At 44.2% G+C, this 20,262-nt stretch carries 19 protein-coding genes; 4 read left to right on the top strand and 15 right to left on the bottom strand.

The features are described from left to right. Positions 1-98: 98 nt before the first annotated feature. Entirely contained in the window at positions 99-1,976 is a 1,878-nt protein-coding gene (locus OCU46_RS14930) for a coiled-coil domain-containing protein (protein ID WP_337972466.1), read from the top strand. Positions 1,977-2,059: 83 nt separating this feature from the next. Here OCU46_RS14930 and OCU46_RS14935 read toward each other — a convergent pair whose 3' ends face one another. Beyond that, positions 2,060-3,409 (bottom strand): hypothetical protein, encoded by a 1,350-nt coding sequence (locus OCU46_RS14935; protein WP_141271975.1) that lies wholly within the window; start codon positions 3,407-3,409, stop codon positions 2,060-2,062. Positions 3,410-3,708: 299 nt separating this feature from the next. Here OCU46_RS14935 and OCU46_RS14940 point away from each other — a divergent pair, with 299 nt between their 5' ends. Together OCU46_RS14940 and OCU46_RS14945 are read left to right on the top strand one after the other, a co-directional pair. Beyond that, positions 3,709-4,305 carry an acetate uptake transporter gene (locus tag OCU46_RS14940; RefSeq protein WP_141271974.1) on the top strand — a complete coding sequence of 199 codons (597 nt, stop codon included), beginning with the start codon at positions 3,709-3,711 and terminating at the stop codon, positions 4,303-4,305. A 231-nt stretch (positions 4,306-4,536) separates the two neighbouring features. Then, positions 4,537-5,088, top strand: a complete 552-nt coding sequence (locus OCU46_RS14945) for a hypothetical protein (protein ID WP_141271973.1) — start codon at positions 4,537-4,539, stop codon at positions 5,086-5,088. 56 nt (positions 5,089-5,144) lie between these two features. On the opposite strand, the gene OCU46_RS14950 is transcribed toward OCU46_RS14945, so the two are convergent. From OCU46_RS14950 to OCU46_RS15010, 13 genes are all read right to left on the bottom strand, one after another. Continuing rightward, positions 5,145-5,549: a DUF4174 domain-containing protein gene (locus OCU46_RS14950; RefSeq protein WP_141271972.1), complete on the bottom strand. Its 405-nt coding sequence runs from the start codon at positions 5,547-5,549 to the stop codon at positions 5,145-5,147. Positions 5,550-5,633: 84 nt separating this feature from the next. Beyond that, a complete protein-coding gene (locus OCU46_RS14955) occupies positions 5,634-5,852 on the bottom strand; it encodes a hypothetical protein (RefSeq protein WP_141271971.1) in 219 nt (72 codons plus the stop codon). A gap of 31 nt (positions 5,853-5,883) precedes the next feature. Next, positions 5,884-7,077: a DEAD/DEAH box helicase gene (locus OCU46_RS14960; protein WP_141271970.1), complete on the bottom strand. Its 1,194-nt coding sequence runs from the start codon at positions 7,075-7,077 to the stop codon at positions 5,884-5,886. 133 nt (positions 7,078-7,210) lie between these two features. Then, positions 7,211-9,577, bottom strand: coding sequence for a glycoside hydrolase family 3 N-terminal domain-containing protein (locus tag OCU46_RS14965; protein ID WP_141271969.1), 2,367 nt, complete (start codon positions 9,575-9,577; stop codon positions 7,211-7,213). A gap of 147 nt (positions 9,578-9,724) precedes the next feature. Then, on the bottom strand, positions 9,725-10,828 hold the full coding sequence (locus OCU46_RS14970) for a helix-turn-helix domain-containing protein (protein WP_141271968.1): 1,104 nt from the start codon (positions 10,826-10,828) through the stop codon (positions 9,725-9,727). A 154-nt stretch (positions 10,829-10,982) separates the two neighbouring features. Then, on the bottom strand, positions 10,983-11,714 hold the full coding sequence (locus tag OCU46_RS14975; RefSeq protein WP_141271967.1) for an SDR family NAD(P)-dependent oxidoreductase: 732 nt from the start codon (positions 11,712-11,714) through the stop codon (positions 10,983-10,985). Between the two features lie 144 nt (positions 11,715-11,858). Beyond that, positions 11,859-12,404 (bottom strand): DUF1097 domain-containing protein, encoded by a 546-nt coding sequence (locus tag OCU46_RS14980; protein WP_141271966.1) that lies wholly within the window; start codon positions 12,402-12,404, stop codon positions 11,859-11,861. A gap of 12 nt (positions 12,405-12,416) precedes the next feature. Continuing rightward, the gene (lsrF, locus tag OCU46_RS14985; protein ID WP_141271965.1) at positions 12,417-13,301 is read right to left on the bottom strand and encodes a 3-hydroxy-5-phosphonooxypentane-2,4-dione thiolase; all 885 of its coding nucleotides are present in this window, start codon (positions 13,299-13,301) and stop codon (positions 12,417-12,419) included. A gap of 9 nt (positions 13,302-13,310) precedes the next feature. After that, a complete protein-coding gene (locus OCU46_RS14990; protein WP_141271964.1) occupies positions 13,311-13,946 on the bottom strand; it encodes a dihydroxyacetone kinase subunit L in 636 nt (211 codons plus the stop codon). 120 nt (positions 13,947-14,066) lie between these two features. Beyond that, a complete protein-coding gene (locus OCU46_RS14995; protein ID WP_141271963.1) occupies positions 14,067-15,062 on the bottom strand; it encodes a dihydroxyacetone kinase subunit DhaK in 996 nt (331 codons plus the stop codon). Between the two features lie 54 nt (positions 15,063-15,116). Next, positions 15,117-15,431: a VOC family protein gene (locus tag OCU46_RS15000; RefSeq protein WP_141271962.1), complete on the bottom strand. Its 315-nt coding sequence runs from the start codon at positions 15,429-15,431 to the stop codon at positions 15,117-15,119. A 329-nt stretch (positions 15,432-15,760) separates the two neighbouring features. Then, positions 15,761-16,117 carry a helix-turn-helix domain-containing protein gene (locus OCU46_RS15005; RefSeq protein WP_141271961.1) on the bottom strand — a complete coding sequence of 119 codons (357 nt, stop codon included), beginning with the start codon at positions 16,115-16,117 and terminating at the stop codon, positions 15,761-15,763. A gap of 221 nt (positions 16,118-16,338) precedes the next feature. Beyond that, entirely contained in the window at positions 16,339-17,109 is a 771-nt protein-coding gene (locus OCU46_RS15010; protein ID WP_141271960.1) for a glutathione S-transferase family protein, read from the bottom strand. Positions 17,110-17,448: 339 nt separating this feature from the next. Between OCU46_RS15010 and ylqF the strand changes: the two genes are divergently transcribed. Then, positions 17,449-18,393, top strand: a complete 945-nt coding sequence (gene ylqF, locus OCU46_RS15015) for a ribosome biogenesis GTPase YlqF (RefSeq protein WP_141271959.1) — start codon at positions 17,449-17,451, stop codon at positions 18,391-18,393. 348 nt (positions 18,394-18,741) lie between these two features. On the opposite strand, the gene OCU46_RS15020 is transcribed toward ylqF, so the two are convergent. After that, positions 18,742-19,722, bottom strand: a complete 981-nt coding sequence (locus OCU46_RS15020; RefSeq protein WP_141271958.1) for a CobW family GTP-binding protein — start codon at positions 19,720-19,722, stop codon at positions 18,742-18,744. Between the last annotated feature and the right edge of the window lie 540 nt (positions 19,723-20,262).

Consider the following 20,262-nt stretch of genomic DNA (forward strand, 5'->3'; position numbering starts at 1 on the left):
TCATAAATCGAGCATTATTCATCCAAGTTAAAGGTAACTAAGAACCGAAAAGTTCTTCGTAACTTAGTAAGTATTTTGAACAATGGATGGAGAGATATATGTACAAGTTATTGATTCCGATGATTATTACCGCTTCACTTGTCGGTTGTGGTGGGGAAAATGCCGATACAAAACCCAAAGATGGGGGCGCCCATGAAGTTGGTGTACCTATCGATAACGTCGACAGCACTGCTCCTCGACCTGAGGAAAAAAATGGACTAGTCCAAATAACCAATAAGGCCAGTGAACAAACGAATATAGTAAAATATCCAAGCATACCTAAAGACAGTACTAATCCATTTGTGCTGGCGTCTGGATCACGTGATGACCATGGAGCAACAATTTCGGAGCATGGTGCAACCTTGGCTAGAGAGGCTCAGTCAAACGCACACTCAGCTCAACAAGCAGTACAACAACATCAAGTAAAAAGGACAGTTTCTAAAGGAATTGAGACTAAAAAATTGAGCCATGCTCACAGAGTAGCGGCTCGTTCACTAGCTCAAAGTGAACATGAAGCAATTGCGCGTCAGCCAGGTCAAAGCGTTGCAGATCGCGGAGCGACCTTAACCCTTGAAGCCCAGCGTAATCAGGCGACAGCTCAGTCTGAAGCAGAGTTCGCACAGATAGATGCTCAGGTGAAGAAAACTCAGGCGGATGAAGCCTTTGCCAAAGCAGAACGAGAAGCAAATGCGTGGAATGAGCATGAGCGTATCAGTGAGCAAATAGCACAGTCAGAGCACGATGCCATAGCGAACCAACCGGGTCAGAGTGTTGCAGAGCGCGGAGCGACCTTAACCCTTGAAGCCCAGCGTAATCAGGCGACAGCTCAGTCTGATGCAGAGTTCGCACAGATAGATGCTCAGGTGAAGAAAACTCAGGCGGATGAAGCCTTTGCCAAAGCAGAACGAGAAGCAAATGCGTGGAATGAGCATGAGCGTATCAGTGAGCAAATTGCACAGTCAGAGCACGATGCCATAGCGAATCAACCAGGTCAGAGTGTTGCAGAGCGCGGAGCAACCCTTGCACTTGAAGCGCAACGTAATCAAGCCACGGCTCAATCTGATGCAGAGTTCGCACAGATAGATGCTCAGGTGAAGAAAACTCAGGCGGATGAAGCCTTTGCCAAAGCAGAACGAGAAGCAAATGCGTGGAATGAGCATGAGCGTATCAGTGAGCAAATCGCACAGTCAGAGCACGATGCCATAGCGAATCAGCCAGGTCAAAACCTTGCAGATCGCGCCGCAACCTTAGAGCACGAAACCGAACAAAACAAACTCTATGCCCAATCAGAACAAGAGCTTGCAGATATCCAGCAGGCGGAGATGGAAAAAGCCTTCGAACAAGCCGAGCGCGACGGGGCAGCATGGAGTAAAACTCAAAGCGAGGCCTATGAGACCTTTCAAGATATTCAATATCAGGAAGCGCAACAGTTGATAGAGAGCATTGTCAGCACATTCGGAGTGGATAGAACCAATCTACCCGCCGATACAGAGGAGCTAAAGACACTGTATGCTCGACTAGAGAGTGAACAAGCCGAGGTTATTTACCCTACAACAAATGAAAATTTAGGAGGGTTAAATAAAATTGAAGGATTTACCAATGATGGTCGTACTCTAGATCTTGTTATTCAAAACAGCGAAAAACTAAGCTTCTTAAGCCTGTATTTTTCGCAGGTACCTAGTGAAGAGTACCAAGGTAGTGCCACTATCTTGGTTGATGGAGAGAGCCTTGATGTGAGTCGCTTTGTAGAGTTAGATGAGTCACAAGATAAGGTGAGCTTAAATGTGGACCAAGCGGGCTTGGTTTCATTAAATTCAAATGAGCTGAGTTTTACCCTTACTTGCTTTGATGACTTGATTGGGCAAGATGGACAGCTGCATTTAATCATTGGTCAACACATAGTTAATCTGAGGATGAGGGCACCGGTCAACGCATAGTGTCGTATAAAATTTCTAAAGGCCTAATTTCGACATTCCAGCGAAACTAGGCCTTTAATTATTCTATAGGTTCGTTAACTGTACTAATTCGTCTCTATGGTCATATCCACCTGACCACGTCTACGTGGGTCGCTACATTTGCCATGCACATAACGACCATTACCTGTAAACGGCCCGCTTTGACTGATACTGATGAAATCACCCAGTAAAAACTGGTCGATCACACCCGTAGTGATAGAAACATCATACAGTCGGTACTGATTCCTAAATTTTTCCCAGCGAGAACGAGAGTTGCTGTCAATCCACCACATGAGATAGAGCCGCACATTCTGCTCTTCCTCGATGAAGAAGATGTCATTGCCTACATAGTGGCTGTTGAGCTCCGGCACTTCCAAGCACTTCTCGAAGCTATCTATGCACTCCTTAATGGAGTGTGGCGCAAGTAGCCAAGCATTCTGGGCATATCCAGAGGCATAACCGATACGTGGGTTGTTACGATTGGGCCTGAATGTATCTGGACGAATGACCCTAATGCCATAGTTGCCTGGCAACTTATCCATCACTTCATCAGGAAGGTTGCCCGCGTCCTCTAGTGGTATAAAAAGCTTTGTATTAGGGGAGCGAGCGTCCTTCATTCCAAGTGGACCCGCATACGCAAAGGTGACAAACTGAGTAAGATTCTCCTCACAAGCAGGAACCTGTGGCGCGGCCACTATTGGTTGCTGTTTGTAGTAGGCTTTATAGTCATACACAGCCCAATCCACATCATCGATACCGGTCAAGGTCGACATCAGCACTGAGCTAGTACGCGGCCTTGGTGAACCCGATTCAATAGCACAGTGATAATTGCCATCTGGCACTGCGATATACTCCATACCCTTTTCTTCAGCATATTCTCGCGCTTCCCAATCCTTAGGATCATCTGGTTTGGGAACATCTATACAAATCCCCGGGACTGACGTTGTCTCACCCGACATTGGATTAACGAAGGTTCGAGGGCACTGATCATACCCCCCATCAGGATCGCACGGTATGTATCCCTCTTCTAGATAGGATCGTCTATCAACTGCAGGAAGGAAACTGATTGCCTCGGCATAATCGGGCATTGGGGTGCGGGAGCGTTCTATGATGTCTACTGGATACTCAAAGCTCCAGTCATCTTGATTGGTAAAAGCACAAAAGAAGTTTGGTGGATCGTTGGCATCCCCTAAGTAAATATTGGCAGAGCCTGCATTAGGGTCGGTAGGGCCATTTGCATAAGGTAAACATTCACCTCGAACAGGTTGCGAAAACCCTTCGGTCTCGAAGTGACCACTGTTTCTCACACGCTCCCCTTCATAAGAAGGAAGGTGAGCCCAAGTCACGGGTACGGATGTGACAAGAACTAGAGAAGCTAAGCGGATGATTGAAGAGCCTTTTTTCATATTCTTCACTCGCCTCCGTTGTTAATCAGAGTACTGCTTAACCTCTGAGGTTCGAGGAAAGTATAGTGCGATATGAATAACAGGCCCTTATTTACAGGAGGCTAGGCTTTCCTTTCTCTGTGTCGCATTGGCTTTGCACATAGTTGATAGTTGGGGAGTTAATGAGCTAAGCACTTGATATTTTTATATGAAAATCTATACATCCAAAATCAAAATCTTAGATTGCAGTTAGATCTTTTCCTATTTGTGACATAAGCAATTAAACTCACCGTTGATTTTTTACGCACATTTTTGAATAAGGTAACTAGATGTCAAACAAACTGGCTAATCCAGCCCCACTAGGGCTAATGGGTTTTGGTATGACTACCATTCTACTGAACATCCACAATGCGGGATTCTTCCCGATGGATTCTATGATCCTAGCTATGGGTATCTTCTACGGTGGTTTGAGCCAAGTTATTGTTGGTATTATGTGCTTTAAACGTGGTGATACTTTCGGTACCACAGCGTTTACCTCTTACGGCCTATTCTGGCTAACACTAGTCGGCATTATTGTTATGCCGTACATGGGTCTGCCAGCAAGCCCTGCAGGATTTATGGCTTGGTTCCTTGTTTTATGGGGCATTTTCACAGGCTTCATGTTCATTGGTTCACTTCGTTACCCACGCGCTAAGCAAGTAGTATTCGGTTCGCTTACCGTTCTATTCTTCCTACTTGCCGCTCACGATTTCACGGGCAATAGTACTATCGGCTTCATCGCTGGTATCGAAGGTATTTTCTGTGGCGCATCTGCAATCTACTTTGCAATGGCTCAAGTGCTAAACGCCGAGTATGGCCGCACTATCTTACCTGTTGGTAAACCAGCACTAGCAGCAAGCGCGCCTCAAGAAGCGGTTACTGCATAAGTTAATTAGATTTAACCCGGTAATCATCAAGGCTGAACCATGGTGATTACTGGGCTTCACTTTTTATCTCTCATCTAAACACTCACTTATATCCCCTTTTTGCACTCATTCGCACATCAAAAAGTATTAAAATCTTGTTAATATGACGAATATGAGAAACGGATTCGTTTTGAGCGCGTAAAATGTATTCCTATAACTCTCGCTTTCTAATCATCAAGCATACGGATATCAATGAAGATTCAACTAAAACATATACTTACTGCATCAAGCTTAGTGCTATCTACGCACGCAAGTGCCTCTTGGCAAGTAGAGCAATCCGTGAACAAATATACGGGTGAAAATGTCGCTCGAATGACGAACTATTCTTCGAAAAGTATCTGGCTAGATTGCCATAGTGCTAACTCTTTGCGTTTAACTATTGAGTTTCCCGGATACCTAAGAAGAGAAGGACTAGGCACAGTGCTTTGGACTACGGGAAATGAGCACGGAATCTTGGATATGAATGAGCACAACCTTGATTCTTGGATTACCCTAAAAGATATTGATGACAATAGAGAAAAGTCTGAGGTCAGTTTATACAGCGAGCTTACTCACACAGATACTGATAAAGTGAAAAAGCTACTTGTCGCTCTACGAAACGCCGAGCGAGTCGAATTCAAAACTGATGGCTATTTTGGTGCTGAATATCACCAACAAGCTTCATTAAATGGCTTTGACGAAGCTTGGGTGGAGTTTCGTGAGATTTGTAATAGAGTACACGCTGAACAGTCTCAGCAGTACTAATTTGAGATGTTCTTTGACGATGTGAAGGGACTCAAAAAGTGCTGTCACCTCTAGGTTTACTGCCTCATTTCAGCTTGCCGCATTGGCATTTCATCAATAGTAGAAAAGACATCAGGTAGATTGAGTTCGTCGTCTACCTTTTTCACCCCACCGTCTTTGCCAATCAAGACCACGTTTGCTCTACTACTTTCATGGCGAAGCTCGTCTTGTAGGTTTTGTGACAAAGGCTTTTCGATATTTGAATGAATGTTATCCGGCGAAATAACAAACCAGGCAAGATCTCTCTCTATGATCCCATTAGTGGCATCACGCAACTCTGAAGAAACACTCACGGAGGACTGAATCAGTAACACACGGTATTGCCATTTCATCTCAGAAAGTTGATTCATCTGATTCCCATCATGACTTGAAGCAAAAACACTAAACGTCGCCACCAACGGCAGAAGGAACATTCCTTTCATTACGCTCTCCCTACCTAATTAACGTAGACTGTTCACTGATTACGCTTTGTATGAACAAGACGATCACTCTAAGATTGATGTTAATTAAGGTTCTATGTCTCCGATAGAGTAGAGCACCAAGTGTTCAGGGTTCATCCCTTCCCCGAGACTTTGAATATCCTCGCCATCACTCTTCAGTTCCGCAATAATTCTTAACGCGGCTTCTTGCTCAACATCAATAACGGTTTTCATCTCAGATGCGGAGATACCATAACGCGTTGCTACTAATAGATCTTTTACCTTCTGTTTGTCTGCGTTAGCCATGATTTCTCCCCATCAGTAGGATTAACTAGACCTAATCTTTAGGTTCTCTTTTATGTTTTGGCACATAATTTAGAATCGAAATTGGCACTTCTTTACGAGGTGCAAAACCTTCTACCTCACGTCTTTCAATCAAGTGGCCTAAACGGCTTTCGATCATGCACAGGTTCTTAAAGTTATCCTTGGATACAAAAGAGATCGCCTCACCACTCTTATCTGCTCGACCAGTACGCCCAATGCGATGCACGTATTCATCCGCAGGATAAGGCAAATCATAGTTAATCACTCGCGGAAGGCCGTCAATATCAATACCACGAGCGCCAATTCCGGTGGCAATCATGTACTGGATCTTGCCCGCTTTAAAGTCTTCAAGTAACTGAGCACGAACCTTTTGGTTGCGGCCACTATGGAATGGTTCAGCAGAAATGCCACGCTTTTCAAGTTGAGCGACAAGCTTAGCTGCGCCATGTTTGGTTTCAATGAAGATAAGGGCTTGATCCCACTGATACTCGTTAATCATGTGAGCGAGCAAAGAAGATTTCTTGTCTTTATCTACCGTTACTAACCACTGCTCAATATTTGATTTTGATGCACTGTGCTTAGCAATAGAGATCTCTACCGCTTCGTTAATTGCACTCTTTGCGAGATCGCGAACTGGGTTAGATAGAGTCGCAGAGAACAACAGGTTTTGAATATCTTGCGGCAGGCGAGCAATGATCTTGTTGATGTCTTCAATAAAGCCCATATCCAACATGCGATCAGCTTCATCAAGTACCAGTACCTCAACCTCTTCAAAGTACACTGCTTTTTGACCATAAAGATCAATCAAGCGTCCCGGTGTTGAAACCAGCACATCCACACCATCGATAAGGCCTTGTTTCTGCGGTTGATACTCTACTCCGCCATACATTGCCATAGAGGTTAGCTTAGTCTCCTCGGCGTACTGCTTGATCTTTTCATCCACCTGAATCGCCAACTCACGCGTTGGCACCACGATCAAAGCGCGAATACGTTTCTTACGCTGAGTTTCACCCTTGCTCAACATCTCTAAGATTGGCAATACAAAGCTCGCCGTCTTTCCCGTGCCTGTTTGCGCAGCGGCAATCAGGTTCTTACCTTCTAAAACAATTGGTATCGCTTTTTCTTGAATAGAAGTCGGCTTGTCGTAACCAACTTTATTGATGGCATTGAGGATAGGGGTGCTTAAACCAAGCTTGGAAAATGGCATAGATTACTCATTAAAAACGGATGGACAGCAATAGCATAGGCTATGGCTCGAAAACTTGCGGAATGGTATCACGCACAAACAAAAAAGCCACTCGCAAGAGTGGCTTGAATTAAGGCCTGTTGTGTTTAGAGGCTTACGCCGACTGAACTTCTTTTGTTTCACAGATCATGCGCCAATGTTTAGGTAAGGTTTTCACCTTGCCATTAACGTTAACGATAGCGCTGTGTTCAATCTCGCTAGATGATCGGCCAATCATAATTTCAAATTCACCACCTTCAACAACGCGTTGATGCTTGGCGTTGGTAAAGTTAAGCATATCTACTGGCAGGCTGAAGGTGATGCGCTTGCTTTCGCCTGCTTCTAGCCATACTTTGTGGAAACCTTTTAACTCTTTCACTGGACGCACCACTGAGCACAGCTTGTCTCTAGTATAGAGCTGCACCACTTCTGCACCTGCTCGGTCACCGGTGTTAGTAATGGTTACTGATGCCTCGATACTGCCATCAAGTTCCACGCAATTACTCGCTAGATCGACATCCTTATAATCGAACTGGGTGTAGCTTAATCCAAATCCGAAGTTGTACGCAGAACCAAAGTGATAGGCAATTGGAGTACCTGCGCTCTTCAGTTTGTGATTGTAGAAATAAGGTACAGCACCAACATTTTTTGGGATCGATAGCGTTAACTTACCACTTGGGTTCACCTCGCCACTAAGGATATCGGCAATCGCGTTTGCCCCCTCTTGGCCCGGTGCCCATCCATATAAAATAGCGCTCGCTTCATCCTCCGCTCTACCCAACTGATATGGGCGACCGCCTGTAACTAGCACAACGACAGGTTTTCCTGTATCTAACAGCGAATCAAGCATTTCACGTTGCACACCTGGAAGCTCTAAGCTATCTGTATCAGAGCCTTCCCCAATAGTGCCTGTCTGGAACAAGCCCGCCAAATCACCCACACATGCCACAATAACTTCGCTTTGTTGTGCCACATCCACAGCCTGCTGAATGAATGAAGTATCTTTGCTCACCGGTGAAGTCTGGTCTTGGGCAATAGCCATACTGACATCGCCAGGGAATACTGGCGCATTAGCTCGACGTTCGGTCAGGATGTCACAGCCTTTTGCATAGTCCACTGTTGCAAAGGATTGTTTTAGGCTCTGCAAAAGGGTATTTGAGTTCAGCTCACCACTGTCGGTATCACTGAGGATAAGGTGCACAGGGAAGCTATAGCCACCCAGTAAAGCTAATGGATCATCTGCTGTTGCGCCCACAACTGCGATAGGTGTTTGCTTAGACAGAGGTAGAGTGCCGTCATTCTTTAGCAGCACTGTAGATTCACTGGCAATTTTGTAGCTAAGCTCAGTGCTCTTTTCGTTGTGCAAAGGCTCCCTTGGGATCTCAGTGTAAGGGTTCTCAAATAAACCAAACTCAAATTTGGTCTTCAAGATGCGCTCGACGATTGTATTGATGGTTTCTTCCGTGATAAGTCCTGCTTGTAGCGCCTTGGTCAAGCGATTGGAGCAAGCATCATCTGGGAGTTCAACATCCAGACCAGCATTAAAAGCAAGTGCTGCTGCTTCAGTGCTGTCCGCAGCCACAGCATGGTGAGCCGCAAGTAAATCAATACCGCCATAGTCGGCCACAATCAATCCATCAAAACCCCATTGCTCACGCAATACTTCGGTGAGTAGGTAATGGGAAGCATGGCATGGCTCACCGTCGATATCATGATAAGCCGGCATAACCGAACCCGCATTGCCTAGTTTTACTGCCATTTCAAATGGCAACATGAAGGTATCGTTGAGTTCTTTAAAGCCTAGGTTAACGGGAGCGTGGTTACGTGCGCCTTCACTTGCGGAGTGACCAACGTAATGCTTTAGGGTTGCATAAAGGTCTCTGTTTTCCCCTTGCAAGCCCTTGACGTACTCAGTTGCCATAACCCCAACCAAGTATGGGTCTTCACCTAGCGTTTCTTCAGTGCGTCCCCAGCGAACATCTCTCGATACATCTAGCACCGGAGCAAGCCCTTGCTTTGCGCCAACCGCTCGCACCTGACGGCCAATATCACTAGCCGCGTGGTAGATCAGCTCTGGGTTCCAAGTATGCCCATAGTTAAGGGAAGACGGATATAGGGTCGCTTCTGAGCTCATTAAACCAACAAGGCATTCTTCATGTGAGATAGCTGGAATGCCAAGACGAGTCTCCTCTACTAAGAATTTTTGAAGCTCATTGAGTGCTTTAACGCCATCGACTGGCGAAACGGTGTGAGTACCTAGCGGGCGAGTGATCTGGCCGATACCAAGTTTTAATTTGTCGCTTAAAGTGCGCCCAGACTCACTGTCACTCATTTCGAGCTCTCGCTCTTTGTGCTCACCTTGTGGATCTAGAATTAGCCATTGAGCGCCAAGTTGTGCAATTTTTTCTTCTATCGTCATTCTCGCCATTAGGTCGGCAACCCTTTCTTGGGTTGAGAATGATGCATCTTTGTATAGGGTCATCACGATACTCCGTTTAATCAATGCAATGGATTATCGTGATTAATGGTGGGAAATTCTGCTCAGTGAAACGCAGTTATAAAATTGATAATTCAACTTACCAAATATATAAAATTTAAAGGTTGTCTTGCTAAATAACTAACACATCTTTTAGAGCTTTGCTTGCTCACTTTGCTGACGATATCGATTTGGTGTAATGCTTAACTGCTTCAAAAATACCTGAGAAAGATAGCTCTGATTTGGATAGCCACACTGCTTGGCGATGGCATCAATACTGTCTTCGGTAGAGACGAGCAATTGTTTGGCTTTATCGAGTCTTTGCCTAGTAATGAACTGATGTGCCGTTTCGCCGTAGCTCTCTATAAAGCGACTGTCTAAGGTTTTTCGAGACACTCGGCAATAATCAGTCACCTGCTTTATCTTAATGTTTCGATGAAAGTTATTTCGAATGAAGCTTTCAGCCTTGACCAAAATAGTATCAAGCTTAAGTGCGGATAACGTTGTACGACCATGGATCAGTTCATAAGAAGAGAATACCTCTTGATAGGCTCTCTTGTATCTGACCGCTTTAAATAGTGTTTCAATGCAAAGCTTACCAAGCTCAACAGGATTTAGGGCAACGGAGCTGAGAGGAATAGAAGACAGCATCCGTTCGGTATCATCATAGTCTGTGCCGATAATAGAGACCTGCTCTGGGACACTGACTGACTGACGATAACAAAAATTGACGAGCTTTCTTGCCGAGCGATCTGAAGAGCAATACACCCCTAAAGGGAATTGCTTATTAGCAATGGCTTGTTCAATATCATCTATGATGGCAAAGCCACCGGTATGAGCAGACTGAATAAAACCGGCATGGCGCTCTAAACACCATTGTGCATTTTTATCTTGTTGGCTGGTGTAGTAACCGACAGCTTGATAGCCACTGTTTTTAAAGCTTTGCAGAGCCGTATCAGCGAGGCCAAAGTTATCTACGGTTACAGAAGAATAGCCTGCAGGTATTTCTCCACCGTCATGATTTCTAAATACTAAAGTATGGGGGCTAAGCTCTTGAAGGGCATCGATGACGTTGGGCTTATTAAGATCAGCGATAACGTAGTCCCACTTCTGGGAGCGCAGATACTCGTTATCCGTGTAGGACTCGAGATGTAGCTCAACCTTGAGACTCAGTTCTTCGACCTTAGCCTGGATACCTTTGAGTACCTGACGATCAAAGTAGATCATACTATCTAGCAACAACAACAGCTTTTTCACGTTAGATTCTCAAGCATGTTCAACTCATCTGCACATCAGTGCGAACTGTAAATAGACTGAGAATTATATCGAAACCCGATCATGGTGAAAGTACTTGTGATGCTCCTTTGTCAGTCACTCATCACAAATAGCGACAAGCACCAATCAATTTGCTCTATTCGTATCCAAACAATGGGTCTTGAATTCGCATAGTTTCACCTTCTCGTAGAGAAACGATCTGATCACTGGCATACAAACGATACGCAAAATCGGCCATCTCTTCTGCCGTGTGTGGCCCTTCCCACTCATTCTCGCTCATGCTGGATTTTGTGATGGCATTTTTTTCAAACTCTGTAGTAACAGGGCCTGGGGCAAGTAACTTGACCCTAAGTGGAAAAGCGCCTTCCTTGAGGTTTTGGGCAATGCCTTCGGTAAACGCTGATACATAGAATTTAGTTGCAGAATACGCCACCGCATCTGAGTAAATGGCATAGCCCATTGCAGAAGACACATTGATCAGGGTTGCAGGTTTATTTTTATGATCTTGAATGAATCGCAGGGAAAGTCGGGTGAGCGCTTTAACATTGACATCAATCATTCTCGCTACTTGATCGACATCCGCGTCCCACGCCCTATTGTAATCACCAAAGCCCGCATTATTGACGAAAATTTCGATTTCATGCTTCATCGCTCGATCGTACATTTCATCCACGGCTAGCGGCACAGCGAGATCCGCAGGGCAAATAATCACTTCAACCCCATAGCGCTCTTCAATATCGTCTTTAACAACATTAAGTTTATCTACTTGGCGTGATACCAAAATAAGTGGGTGATGCTGTCTTGCAAATTTATAGGCAATCGCCCTGCCTATTCCTTCACTCGCGCCTGTGATTAGAACGTATCCCATTATCCCTCCTAGATTATTGCTATCCACAATTAAGACTAGTGTGATTTTTGTACTTTAGGCAATGCCTCCGCACGCAGACGCGATGAATTAGTAAAAAATAAAGCTCGAGAGACCCCGAGCTTTGAAATATTGAAGAGGCTGTCATCAGTGAGGTAGATGCTCACCCTCTTTAACTTGATCTTCCACGTGCTGCTCGTATCGAGTACGCAGAGCCACGGTTACCCAGCCATAACCTAAACCAATCAGGCAATAAACTAGTTCGGTGATGGTCGCGGTAAGGTAGGTCGCACCTGATACATAAGACATAAACCCAAAGAAGGTTCCTGCACCCACAAATAACGCAGGAACAAAATCAAATGGAGGAAACCTTTCTAAACAAATACACGGGATCACAACAAAGAAGATAGCGACAGGAAAGGCAAAAAAACCAAGCGCGATAAATGCGCCACCGAGCTCCATGATAGCAATAGAAGCTACGATACCGGACAAATAACCACAGAAGGTTTTTATGCCCCCATCAATATTGCAGCCTGCCATAAAGTACATGGCCCAAGCTATAAAGGCGATCCAACCAAAACCGACATTTCCTGCTACAGGCATCATAGGAGAAAATAGCTGATCGACAATTTGAATCGTAAACGCCAAAAAAGCGACGATAACAGGGATAAATATAAACTGTGAAAATTTCATCTTTAACCTTCCTTATTGCGTCATATGTAATTCGGTGTGATACAAATCTAGAGCTTGATTTGGGCTCAACTGATCATGAACAACACCAGAGATCGCTTTGATCATGGCCACCGGATCTTGTGCTTGGAATACATTTCTACCCATATCAACACCTGCGGCGCCAGCTTGAATTGCGTTGTATGCCATGGTCAACGCTTCTAACTCCGGTACTTTCTTTCCACCCGCCACAACAATTGGCACAGGACAGGCTGCAACGACTTTTTCAAAATCTTCGCAGTAATAGGTCTTCACTATGTGTGCGCCTAACTCTGCCAACACCCTCGTTGCTAACATAAAGTATCGATTGGTTCGTTCCATTTCCTTACCCACCGCGGTGACACCCAATGTAGGTATGCCATATCGCGCCCCTGCATCAATTGCTTTGACTAAGTTATTTAAACTTGAGCACTCCCCTTTCGCCCCAACAAATACCTGAATTGCTAAGCAGGATGCATTGATTCGAATGGCATCATCAATATCAACCCCCATTACCTCGTGGCTCATATCCTCTTGCAACACCGTACTGCCCGCACTTGCTCGCAGAATGACTGGCTTGTTATGAGTGGGTTGAATACAAGAACGCATTGCACCACGAGTCGCCATTAATGCATCTGCATGCTCAGCTAAAGGTTCTATCGCCAAATCCAAGCGCTCTAAACCAGCCGTCGCTCCCATTATGTAGCCGTGGTCGAAAGCCAGCATCACCGTTTTGCCACTGCTAGGTCTGAAAATACGGCTGAGCCTATCCTTCATTCCCCAATCTACATTTTCCATGCCTTTCACATAGAAAGGTTGGTTACTTGCTGGAGTCTCGAAACCGTAGCTTTTTGCCAACGAGTTACCATCTTTATCTGCCATGATTTGCTCCTAATGCACTTGGTGAATTGCTTCATCAAATGACTCGAATAGAATTGCCATGCTTACCGCGCCAGGATCTATATGACCAACAGCTCGCGCTCCCATGTTTTTGGCTCGGCCTCGTTTTGGCACCATCTCCTTGGTTGCTTCTGCCCCTTGCCTTGCGGCTACGGCAGCATGCTCGAACATATCTTCAAGTGCCACTCCACTGATCGCATCTTCTTGCATGGTTTGCATTGCAGGAATCAAAGCATCAAGCATGGTTTTATCACCTTGGTGAGCGCCACTGAATTTAACCACCAAGTCGATACCATTTTTAAATGCTTGAGCGGTTCCTACAGGGCCAAGTTCGTCATCGACAAGACCAGAACCAATTCCCATAAACAAATTGCCCACGAGCATTCCTGCTGAGCCACCGTCCTGACTCAAGATTTCCCAGCCGAGGTTATCAACTTTTTTGCTCCAATCTTGTTCTTCTCTGTTCAGTGAATCTACAATGCAGTGGCACACTCGAAGCATGGTCGTTCCATGGTCTCCATCGCCTGTTTTCCCATCTAATTCATTGAGTAACTCAATATTTTGTTGAATATTCTCCGCTGCATGTTCGAACATATTAAATAACAGCTTTGAGTCGAGTACCGTCATAATTGCCCCCAATATTTTGGCAACAGTTAGCCCTACGTGAATTATTTAAAACACGCACTAATTCATACTTGAAGGGCTAATTTCTTAAACTAGGCGCAACCTTGTGCGCCTACGCAATGATTACTGCTGAATCCAATACGGTGCGTTACAAGGTTTGTCCCAATAGCGCAAAGTTTCACTATCAAACTTACCAATACACATTTGGAAGCCAGCCATTTCTTGCACTGTCAGTATCTCTTCAACTTTAGAACGGGCAACGCTCGCTTGTTTTTCTTGCAACGATAGGTGACACGCACGCGCAACAATGAACATTTCCATAAGCGTTGTCGCACCAGAGCCATTGATCATCAGCATTAGATCATCACCTGGCTTAACATCAATGGCCTTGCATAGTTGGTCAACCATAATATGAGCTGTATCGTCAGCTGTTTGGATCTTCATTCGACCACCGCCGCCTTCTCCGTGCTGGCCCATACCGATTTCCATTTCATCACTAGCTAAATCGCCGATTGCCATACCTGACTGTGGATGGGTGGCGTTGCTCATAGCAACAGCTAAGGTCGCCATACTTTGGCCAAACTTCTCACCTATGCGATGAACATCATCAAGACTTAATCCTTCTTCAGCGGCAGCGCCTACTAGCTTGTATACTGGTACGCAACCCGCTAATCCTCGGCGATCTTTAACGTCCGCATTTAACCCTGCGCTAATGTCTTCATGGGTCAGTAGCATTTTAACGTTGATGCCTTCTCTCTTAGCCATTTCCATTGCCATGTTAGCTGCCATAACATCACCTTCATGGTTAAGCACCACGAGAAGTACGCCAGCAGGACGGTCTGCCATTTTTAGAGCTTCAAACACTTTGGGAGCGCCTGGTGCGGCAAAGATATCCCCAACAACAGAAAAATCGAGTAAACCCTCTCCAACATAGCCGCTCAATGCAGGTTCATGTCCAGCACCACCAAGCGTTACAATTGCCACTTTATTAGGGTCTTTCGGAGTCACTCGAGAGACGATTTTTTCTGATACCACTTTTATCTTGGAAGGGAATGTCATTGCATAACCTTGAAGAAGTTCAACTGTGATATTTTCAGCATTATTAATAAACTTTTTCATATCCTTACTTCCTATATTTAATTTTGATGCTAGCTATCAAGAAAAGGCGATATTTTAAATCTGTTGCATTAATTCCACTGGGGCTTCATCTTCCAATATAAACGCAATTTTTACTGATTCATTTGGGCTAAATGGCTCTATTAATATCTTCTGGCCTTTAAGTGCCTCATCTAGATCATCGACTTCATAGGCCACATGTGCGGTCTGTTTGAGCTCTTCAGGCATAGGACTGCTATCTAAAAAGCGTAACCACTCTATTTGATTATCACTCTTCGCATAGTCAGTGGCATAAAGGCCGATATCCTGCATAAAGTTTTCACCATCATGCTTGGTTTGAGTGGGGATTCCTATATGACTGAATTTTCTCATGGTCGTGCTCCTTGATTACGTGTCGTTGTCAATACTTACGAAGCTTCAAAACAACTATATACGTGCTGACCGTGTCATATCAACACATCAAGACGAGATATTTAACCCAATAAAAACAACAACTTAAACCACATCAAGAAATAGGTAAGAGCAAGTGCAACAAGGCTAATTTTCTCTCTTTCCAAGGCAAGTGCAACAAGAAAAATGGCATACGATAAGAGCCTAAAAGAGATGATTAGAGCAAGTGCAACAACAGCGATTTAGTCAATTCCCCCTAACTCTAAGCAAGTGCAACAAGTGATTCGCATCACATTTATTGAAAAAAGAGGTCAAATAAAGAGGCCACTCTTTTTTAAGAGTAAATCGACGTCCTCAACAGGGAGTTCTGGGTGGTGGTGTAGAATAAATGCTTGGCTTTTTTCAAAGTTGAAACCTTGCTTATTTAGTTCAATCAGCAACTCTTCATACTCTTTACCAATAATATCTTGATGATACTTTTTGCGATATGAAGCCATACTTTGTGCAAGCTTAGGTTCGTAGCCATAGGGGCCAGAGTTGCGATTAAGCTCTCGGCTAACCGTCGAGCGGTGAATATCTAGATGTTGAGCAATCTCAGTTTGGCTCTTGCCCTCTTTGCGCAAAGCCCATATCTGTATTCTTCGTCCTTCATCAAGTTGCCGATACATTGCTCACCTCCTGAAAAAATAAACAAGGCTTGACGCTCAGCAGAGCATCTCAAAAGCCAGTACTTATTATGAGCAATCTATGAAAATAATTCTGTGAATAGGCGGGGATTACAAGGGCTAGTTTGCCCAAGATCAACGGAATCTGAAATAGGACTCTGTATCTCCATCAATCATATGACTTAGCAGAGCCTCAGTACATGAGGCTCTGGTGAAAAGCGAGATTATTCCCCCATCCCAACCAACCATTGCTTCACTCCTCGCTTAAAGCTTGGTCGCTGAACAATTGCATTTTTCCACTGCTCAAGGTTTGGATACTTTTCAAATGGATAGTTGGCTGCCTTCAATACGACAAGTTGCGGTATCCAAGTAATGTCAGCTAGAGAGAAAGCTTCTCCAACCAACCATTGATGATCTTTCAGGCGATTGTCCATCTTGGCAAAACATTCATCAATGACGGCTGTAGCTTGTGCCTTTTCTTGTTCAGAAAAGCCGTTGCTGGAATTGAAACGTTCATGAAAGGCAAGCAACGCTGCATCAAAGGTTTGCTTATCTCGATAATCGGCCATTTCTTCATCACTTCGTTTCATACCTTGTGAGTTTTTCACATTGCTGTACATGTAGGTTTTAATCGAAAGGTGGTTATCTCGAGCCAAATACATCCACTCATACATTTCTGCCAGCTCGACCTGACTACTTGGACGCAATGATCCAGAAACAAACTTTCGATCAATGTAATCAATAATGTCTGCAGAGTCGATGATCACCACGCCATCGTCAATAAGCGTTGGTACTACACCATTGGGATTGATGCCGAAATACTCAGCCGTTCGGTTTTCCCCTTTTTGTAAATCAATGAGATGGCTTTCCCATGCCAGCTCCTTCTCTTCCAGAGCAATTCGTACACGCATTGCACAGTTCGAAAAACCTGTGTGGTAAAGGTGCAGACCTTCTAAGCTCTCTACCGATTTATTGGTGGGTTTGATGATTGGCATAGGACACCTCTGTCTATTGATTAATAGTTGACTATATCCACTATAATAACCATAAGGTTGATTAAGTCAACCATAATTGCACTTTGGTTGCACTGGCCGAGCTAAGGTATTGTTTAAACGTCTCTTAGCCATATAGGGAAGTCTCGCAGTACCTTGCTTTCATAGGCACTCAAGTTTGTTATACTTGGGCAAAAGTATCTCTTTCTAGTCTGACATTCTCATTGACGCGTATTTTTCACATCTATGCTTTGAGATAGCGTTACCTTGTGTCACACATACCTTCATGTGCTCCACTTTACTTCGTGACGTAAAAGACAAATTAATAAGGCAATAAATTCAATGGTTAACAACACAATTCAGTGGTTTCCGGGTCACATGCACAAAGCTCGTAAAGAGATCGAAGAGGTGGTTCCTCAGATTGATGTCATTATCGAGGTGCTAGATGCACGTATTCCCTACTCGTCAGAGAATCCTATGATCTCTGAATTGCGTGGTGATAAGCCTTGTATCAAAGTACTCAATAAAAGGGATCTCTCCGATCCTGAGCTAACACAAATGTGGATTGAGCATTTTGAGCTTCAAGAGGGTGTTAAAGCGATGGCTGTGACTACCGAAAACCCTCAAGAGATCCATAAAATTATGGAACTGTGTCGCAAAATGGCCCCGCATCGTGAGGCGATGGGCAAGAACATTCGCACCATGATCATGGGCATTCCAAACGTCGGAAAATCCACGATCATCAACACCTTAGCGGGTCGTACAATTGCTCAAACTGGTAACCAACCTGCGGTAACTCGCCGTCAGCAACGTATCAACCTACAAAACGGGGTTGTACTTTCTGATACTCCGGGAATTCTATGGCCTAAGGTAGAAAACCCACACAGTGGATTCCGTCTCGCCGCAACAGGCGCTATCAAAGATACGGCGATGGAATACGACGAAGTGGCTTTTTACACAGTTGAATACCTAGCACAGCAATATCCTGAGCGTTTAATTGAGCGTTACCAACTAGACGAATTGCCAGAGACTGAAATTGAGTTAATGGAAGCCATTGGTCGCAAACGTGGTGCTCTGCGCTCTGGAGGACGTGTAGATCTGCACAAGGCGTCAGAAATCTTGCTACACGAACTTCGACAGGGCGTGCTAGGTCAAATCACTCTCGAGCTTCCTGAAATGATCACCGAAGAGCTAATCGAAGTAGAGAAAGAAGCCGTTCGCAAGGAAGAAGCGAAAGCGAAGAAAAAAGAAGAACGTCGTAAGCGATACCTTCGAAACAAGCGCTAAACTGCAGCTAAAATCCCGTAAGAAGCAAAAATCCCAGCTCAATTTTTGAACTGGGGTTTTTCATTTATAGAATAATTGTTCTATATTTAGTCGCAAGCACCCTTTCTTCATGGAGGAAGAAATATGCTACGACGCTTACTTTATCCCGCTATTGGCTTATTCATTATTGCCTTTCTTTTCTTTGGAGAAGACATGTGGAAATTCATCACCGGTGATCCTGTCCGCGATGTTCAAGACTGGGCGCAGGGTATCATGAGAGCTTTCAACCGGTTCATAAGTGGCTAGTAATAGGCAAACCGCTAACAAAGAATGTTAGTTCCCCATCTGAACAGTCTATTTCTATAGACGTTAGGTATTACCACCAGCAAGATTCAACAAAATTTCTTCAAGCTGATCCCACGGCATCAATTCAGAGTCAATCACCTCAATGCGCGACTCAAATCCTTCCAAAGACAAGTCATTCACTGACAGCACTCCATCTGCCTTGTTGAAGGCATAGCAACCTTTGTCAGTATTCATCACCGCTTTAACGCGATCGGCGGTCAGATCGTTTAACATAGAAAACAGAGAATCAAAGTCAAAGGTGATCTCAGCGCCAAACAACCAACCGCAGGAGAAATAGCCCTGTCCTTTATTCTCTTTTCTAATATGGGTTTGATTAGGCGGCAACTGGAATTGCGGTTCCATCGAGGCATGATGATGGTGCTCTTCTTCAATTTCCATCTCTTCACTAGGCTTCACAAACATATCCAGTAGAGACAGCTCTATATCACCTCTTGTCGTGCTAATAACGTTAGTGTGAATACCGTGAGATTGTAACCAATCATACATTGCCTGAACCTGCGCTTTAGCCGCTAGTTCACTCTTATTTGCGATGATGATATCGGCAACTTCCAACTGTTGTTTGAAGTTTGAGTTTGTCGTGTACTTGTCATTATCAAAGTATCGAGCATCGGTAAGGGTCAATGTTGAGCGTAATTCAATATATGGACTGAACTGAGCTGAAGAAAGCGTAGCCATGATCTGCTTTGGATGACCCAGACCTGTAGGTTCAATGATCAGCCTGTCTGGTTTGCCACGAAGTAGCGCCGTTATCGCCACACTAGTAGGAACACCAGCAGTACAGCAAATACACCCTCCAGGTACTTCTTTAATAAGAGCACCACTGTCAGACATGATGGCTCCATCAATACCTATCTCACCAAATTCATTGACTAATACTGCCCAATTTTCATTCTCAGGTTTAGCCTTTAATAGTTCTAAAATAGTTGTGGTTTTGCCTGTACCTAAGAAACCAGTAATGATGTTAGTAGGAGTTTTACGAGACATAGACGCCGTTCTGAGCAGATGAATTGTGCTTAGAGTCTACAAGATTCAATTATAGGGAGAAAGGTCAAAAACTAAGATGCAGCAAAGAAGATAAAGCTAGCCATAAGAAGGGAGACAAAGGGGCACAACATTGTCCGTAATCAGGACCCCTGCAGTTTTATAAGAGATAACTATTTAATGGTCAAAATCGTATCCCAGATACCACCAGCGTGTGCCATAAACGTGCTAAAAAGAGCAATAAGAATAACAACAGCAAACGCAGACATTAATGCGTACTCTACAACCTTCATCAACCACCTCTTTGGAAAACATACCAAACTAAGCAATAAATACTCTCGAATGCTTGATATGCGATAACTTGAAAGATGGGGGATTATACATTTGTCGTACAAATAATAAACAGAGGCGTTATTTTCGAAATACGCAAACTAAGTTTCCATAATTAGAACGTTAATTTAACTATATTATTCAGATAGTTAGGTTCCTCTAGAAAAACAAAGAAATGAAACAAATTGTAACCAACAAGGGAATTTACTGCCA

Origin of the sequence: Vibrio comitans (genome assembly GCA_024346835.1) — a bacterium.
Lineage (GTDB): Bacteria > Pseudomonadota > Gammaproteobacteria > Enterobacterales > Vibrionaceae > Vibrio > Vibrio comitans.

Excerpts from the sequence above, each read along its gene's own strand:
- OCU46_RS14950 (WP_141271972.1), bottom strand. The coding sequence starts at position 5,549 with ATGAAAGGAATGTTCCTTCTGCCGTTGGTGGCGACGTTTAGTGTTTTT.
- OCU46_RS14930 (WP_337972466.1), top strand. The coding sequence starts at position 99 with ATGTACAAGTTATTGATTCCGATGATTATTACCGCTTCACTTGTCGGT.
- OCU46_RS15010 (WP_141271960.1), bottom strand. The coding sequence starts at position 17,109 with ATGCCAATCATCAAACCCACCAATAAATCGGTAGAGAGCTTAGAAGGT.
- ylqF (WP_141271959.1), top strand. The coding sequence starts at position 17,449 with ATGGTTAACAACACAATTCAGTGGTTTCCGGGTCACATGCACAAAGCT.
- OCU46_RS15020 (WP_141271958.1), bottom strand. The coding sequence starts at position 19,722 with ATGTCTCGTAAAACTCCTACTAACATCATTACTGGTTTCTTAGGTACA.
- OCU46_RS14995 (WP_141271963.1), bottom strand. The coding sequence starts at position 15,062 with ATGAAAAAGTTTATTAATAATGCTGAAAATATCACAGTTGAACTTCTT.
- OCU46_RS14955 (WP_141271971.1), bottom strand. The coding sequence starts at position 5,852 with ATGGCTAACGCAGACAAACAGAAGGTAAAAGATCTATTAGTAGCAACG.
- OCU46_RS14965 (WP_141271969.1), bottom strand. The coding sequence starts at position 9,577 with ATGACCCTATACAAAGATGCATCATTCTCAACCCAAGAAAGGGTTGCC.
- OCU46_RS14960 (WP_141271970.1), bottom strand. The coding sequence starts at position 7,077 with ATGCCATTTTCCAAGCTTGGTTTAAGCACCCCTATCCTCAATGCCATC.
- OCU46_RS14940 (WP_141271974.1), top strand. The coding sequence starts at position 3,709 with ATGTCAAACAAACTGGCTAATCCAGCCCCACTAGGGCTAATGGGTTTT.
- OCU46_RS15005 (WP_141271961.1), bottom strand. The coding sequence starts at position 16,117 with ATGTATCGGCAACTTGATGAAGGACGAAGAATACAGATATGGGCTTTG.
- OCU46_RS15000 (WP_141271962.1), bottom strand. The coding sequence starts at position 15,431 with ATGAGAAAATTCAGTCATATAGGAATCCCCACTCAAACCAAGCATGAT.
- OCU46_RS14990 (WP_141271964.1), bottom strand. The coding sequence starts at position 13,946 with ATGACGGTACTCGACTCAAAGCTGTTATTTAATATGTTCGAACATGCA.
- OCU46_RS14945 (WP_141271973.1), top strand. The coding sequence starts at position 4,537 with ATGAAGATTCAACTAAAACATATACTTACTGCATCAAGCTTAGTGCTA.
- OCU46_RS14975 (WP_141271967.1), bottom strand. The coding sequence starts at position 11,714 with ATGGGATACGTTCTAATCACAGGCGCGAGTGAAGGAATAGGCAGGGCG.
- OCU46_RS14980 (WP_141271966.1), bottom strand. The coding sequence starts at position 12,404 with ATGAAATTTTCACAGTTTATATTTATCCCTGTTATCGTCGCTTTTTTG.
- lsrF (WP_141271965.1), bottom strand. The coding sequence starts at position 13,301 with ATGGCAGATAAAGATGGTAACTCGTTGGCAAAAAGCTACGGTTTCGAG.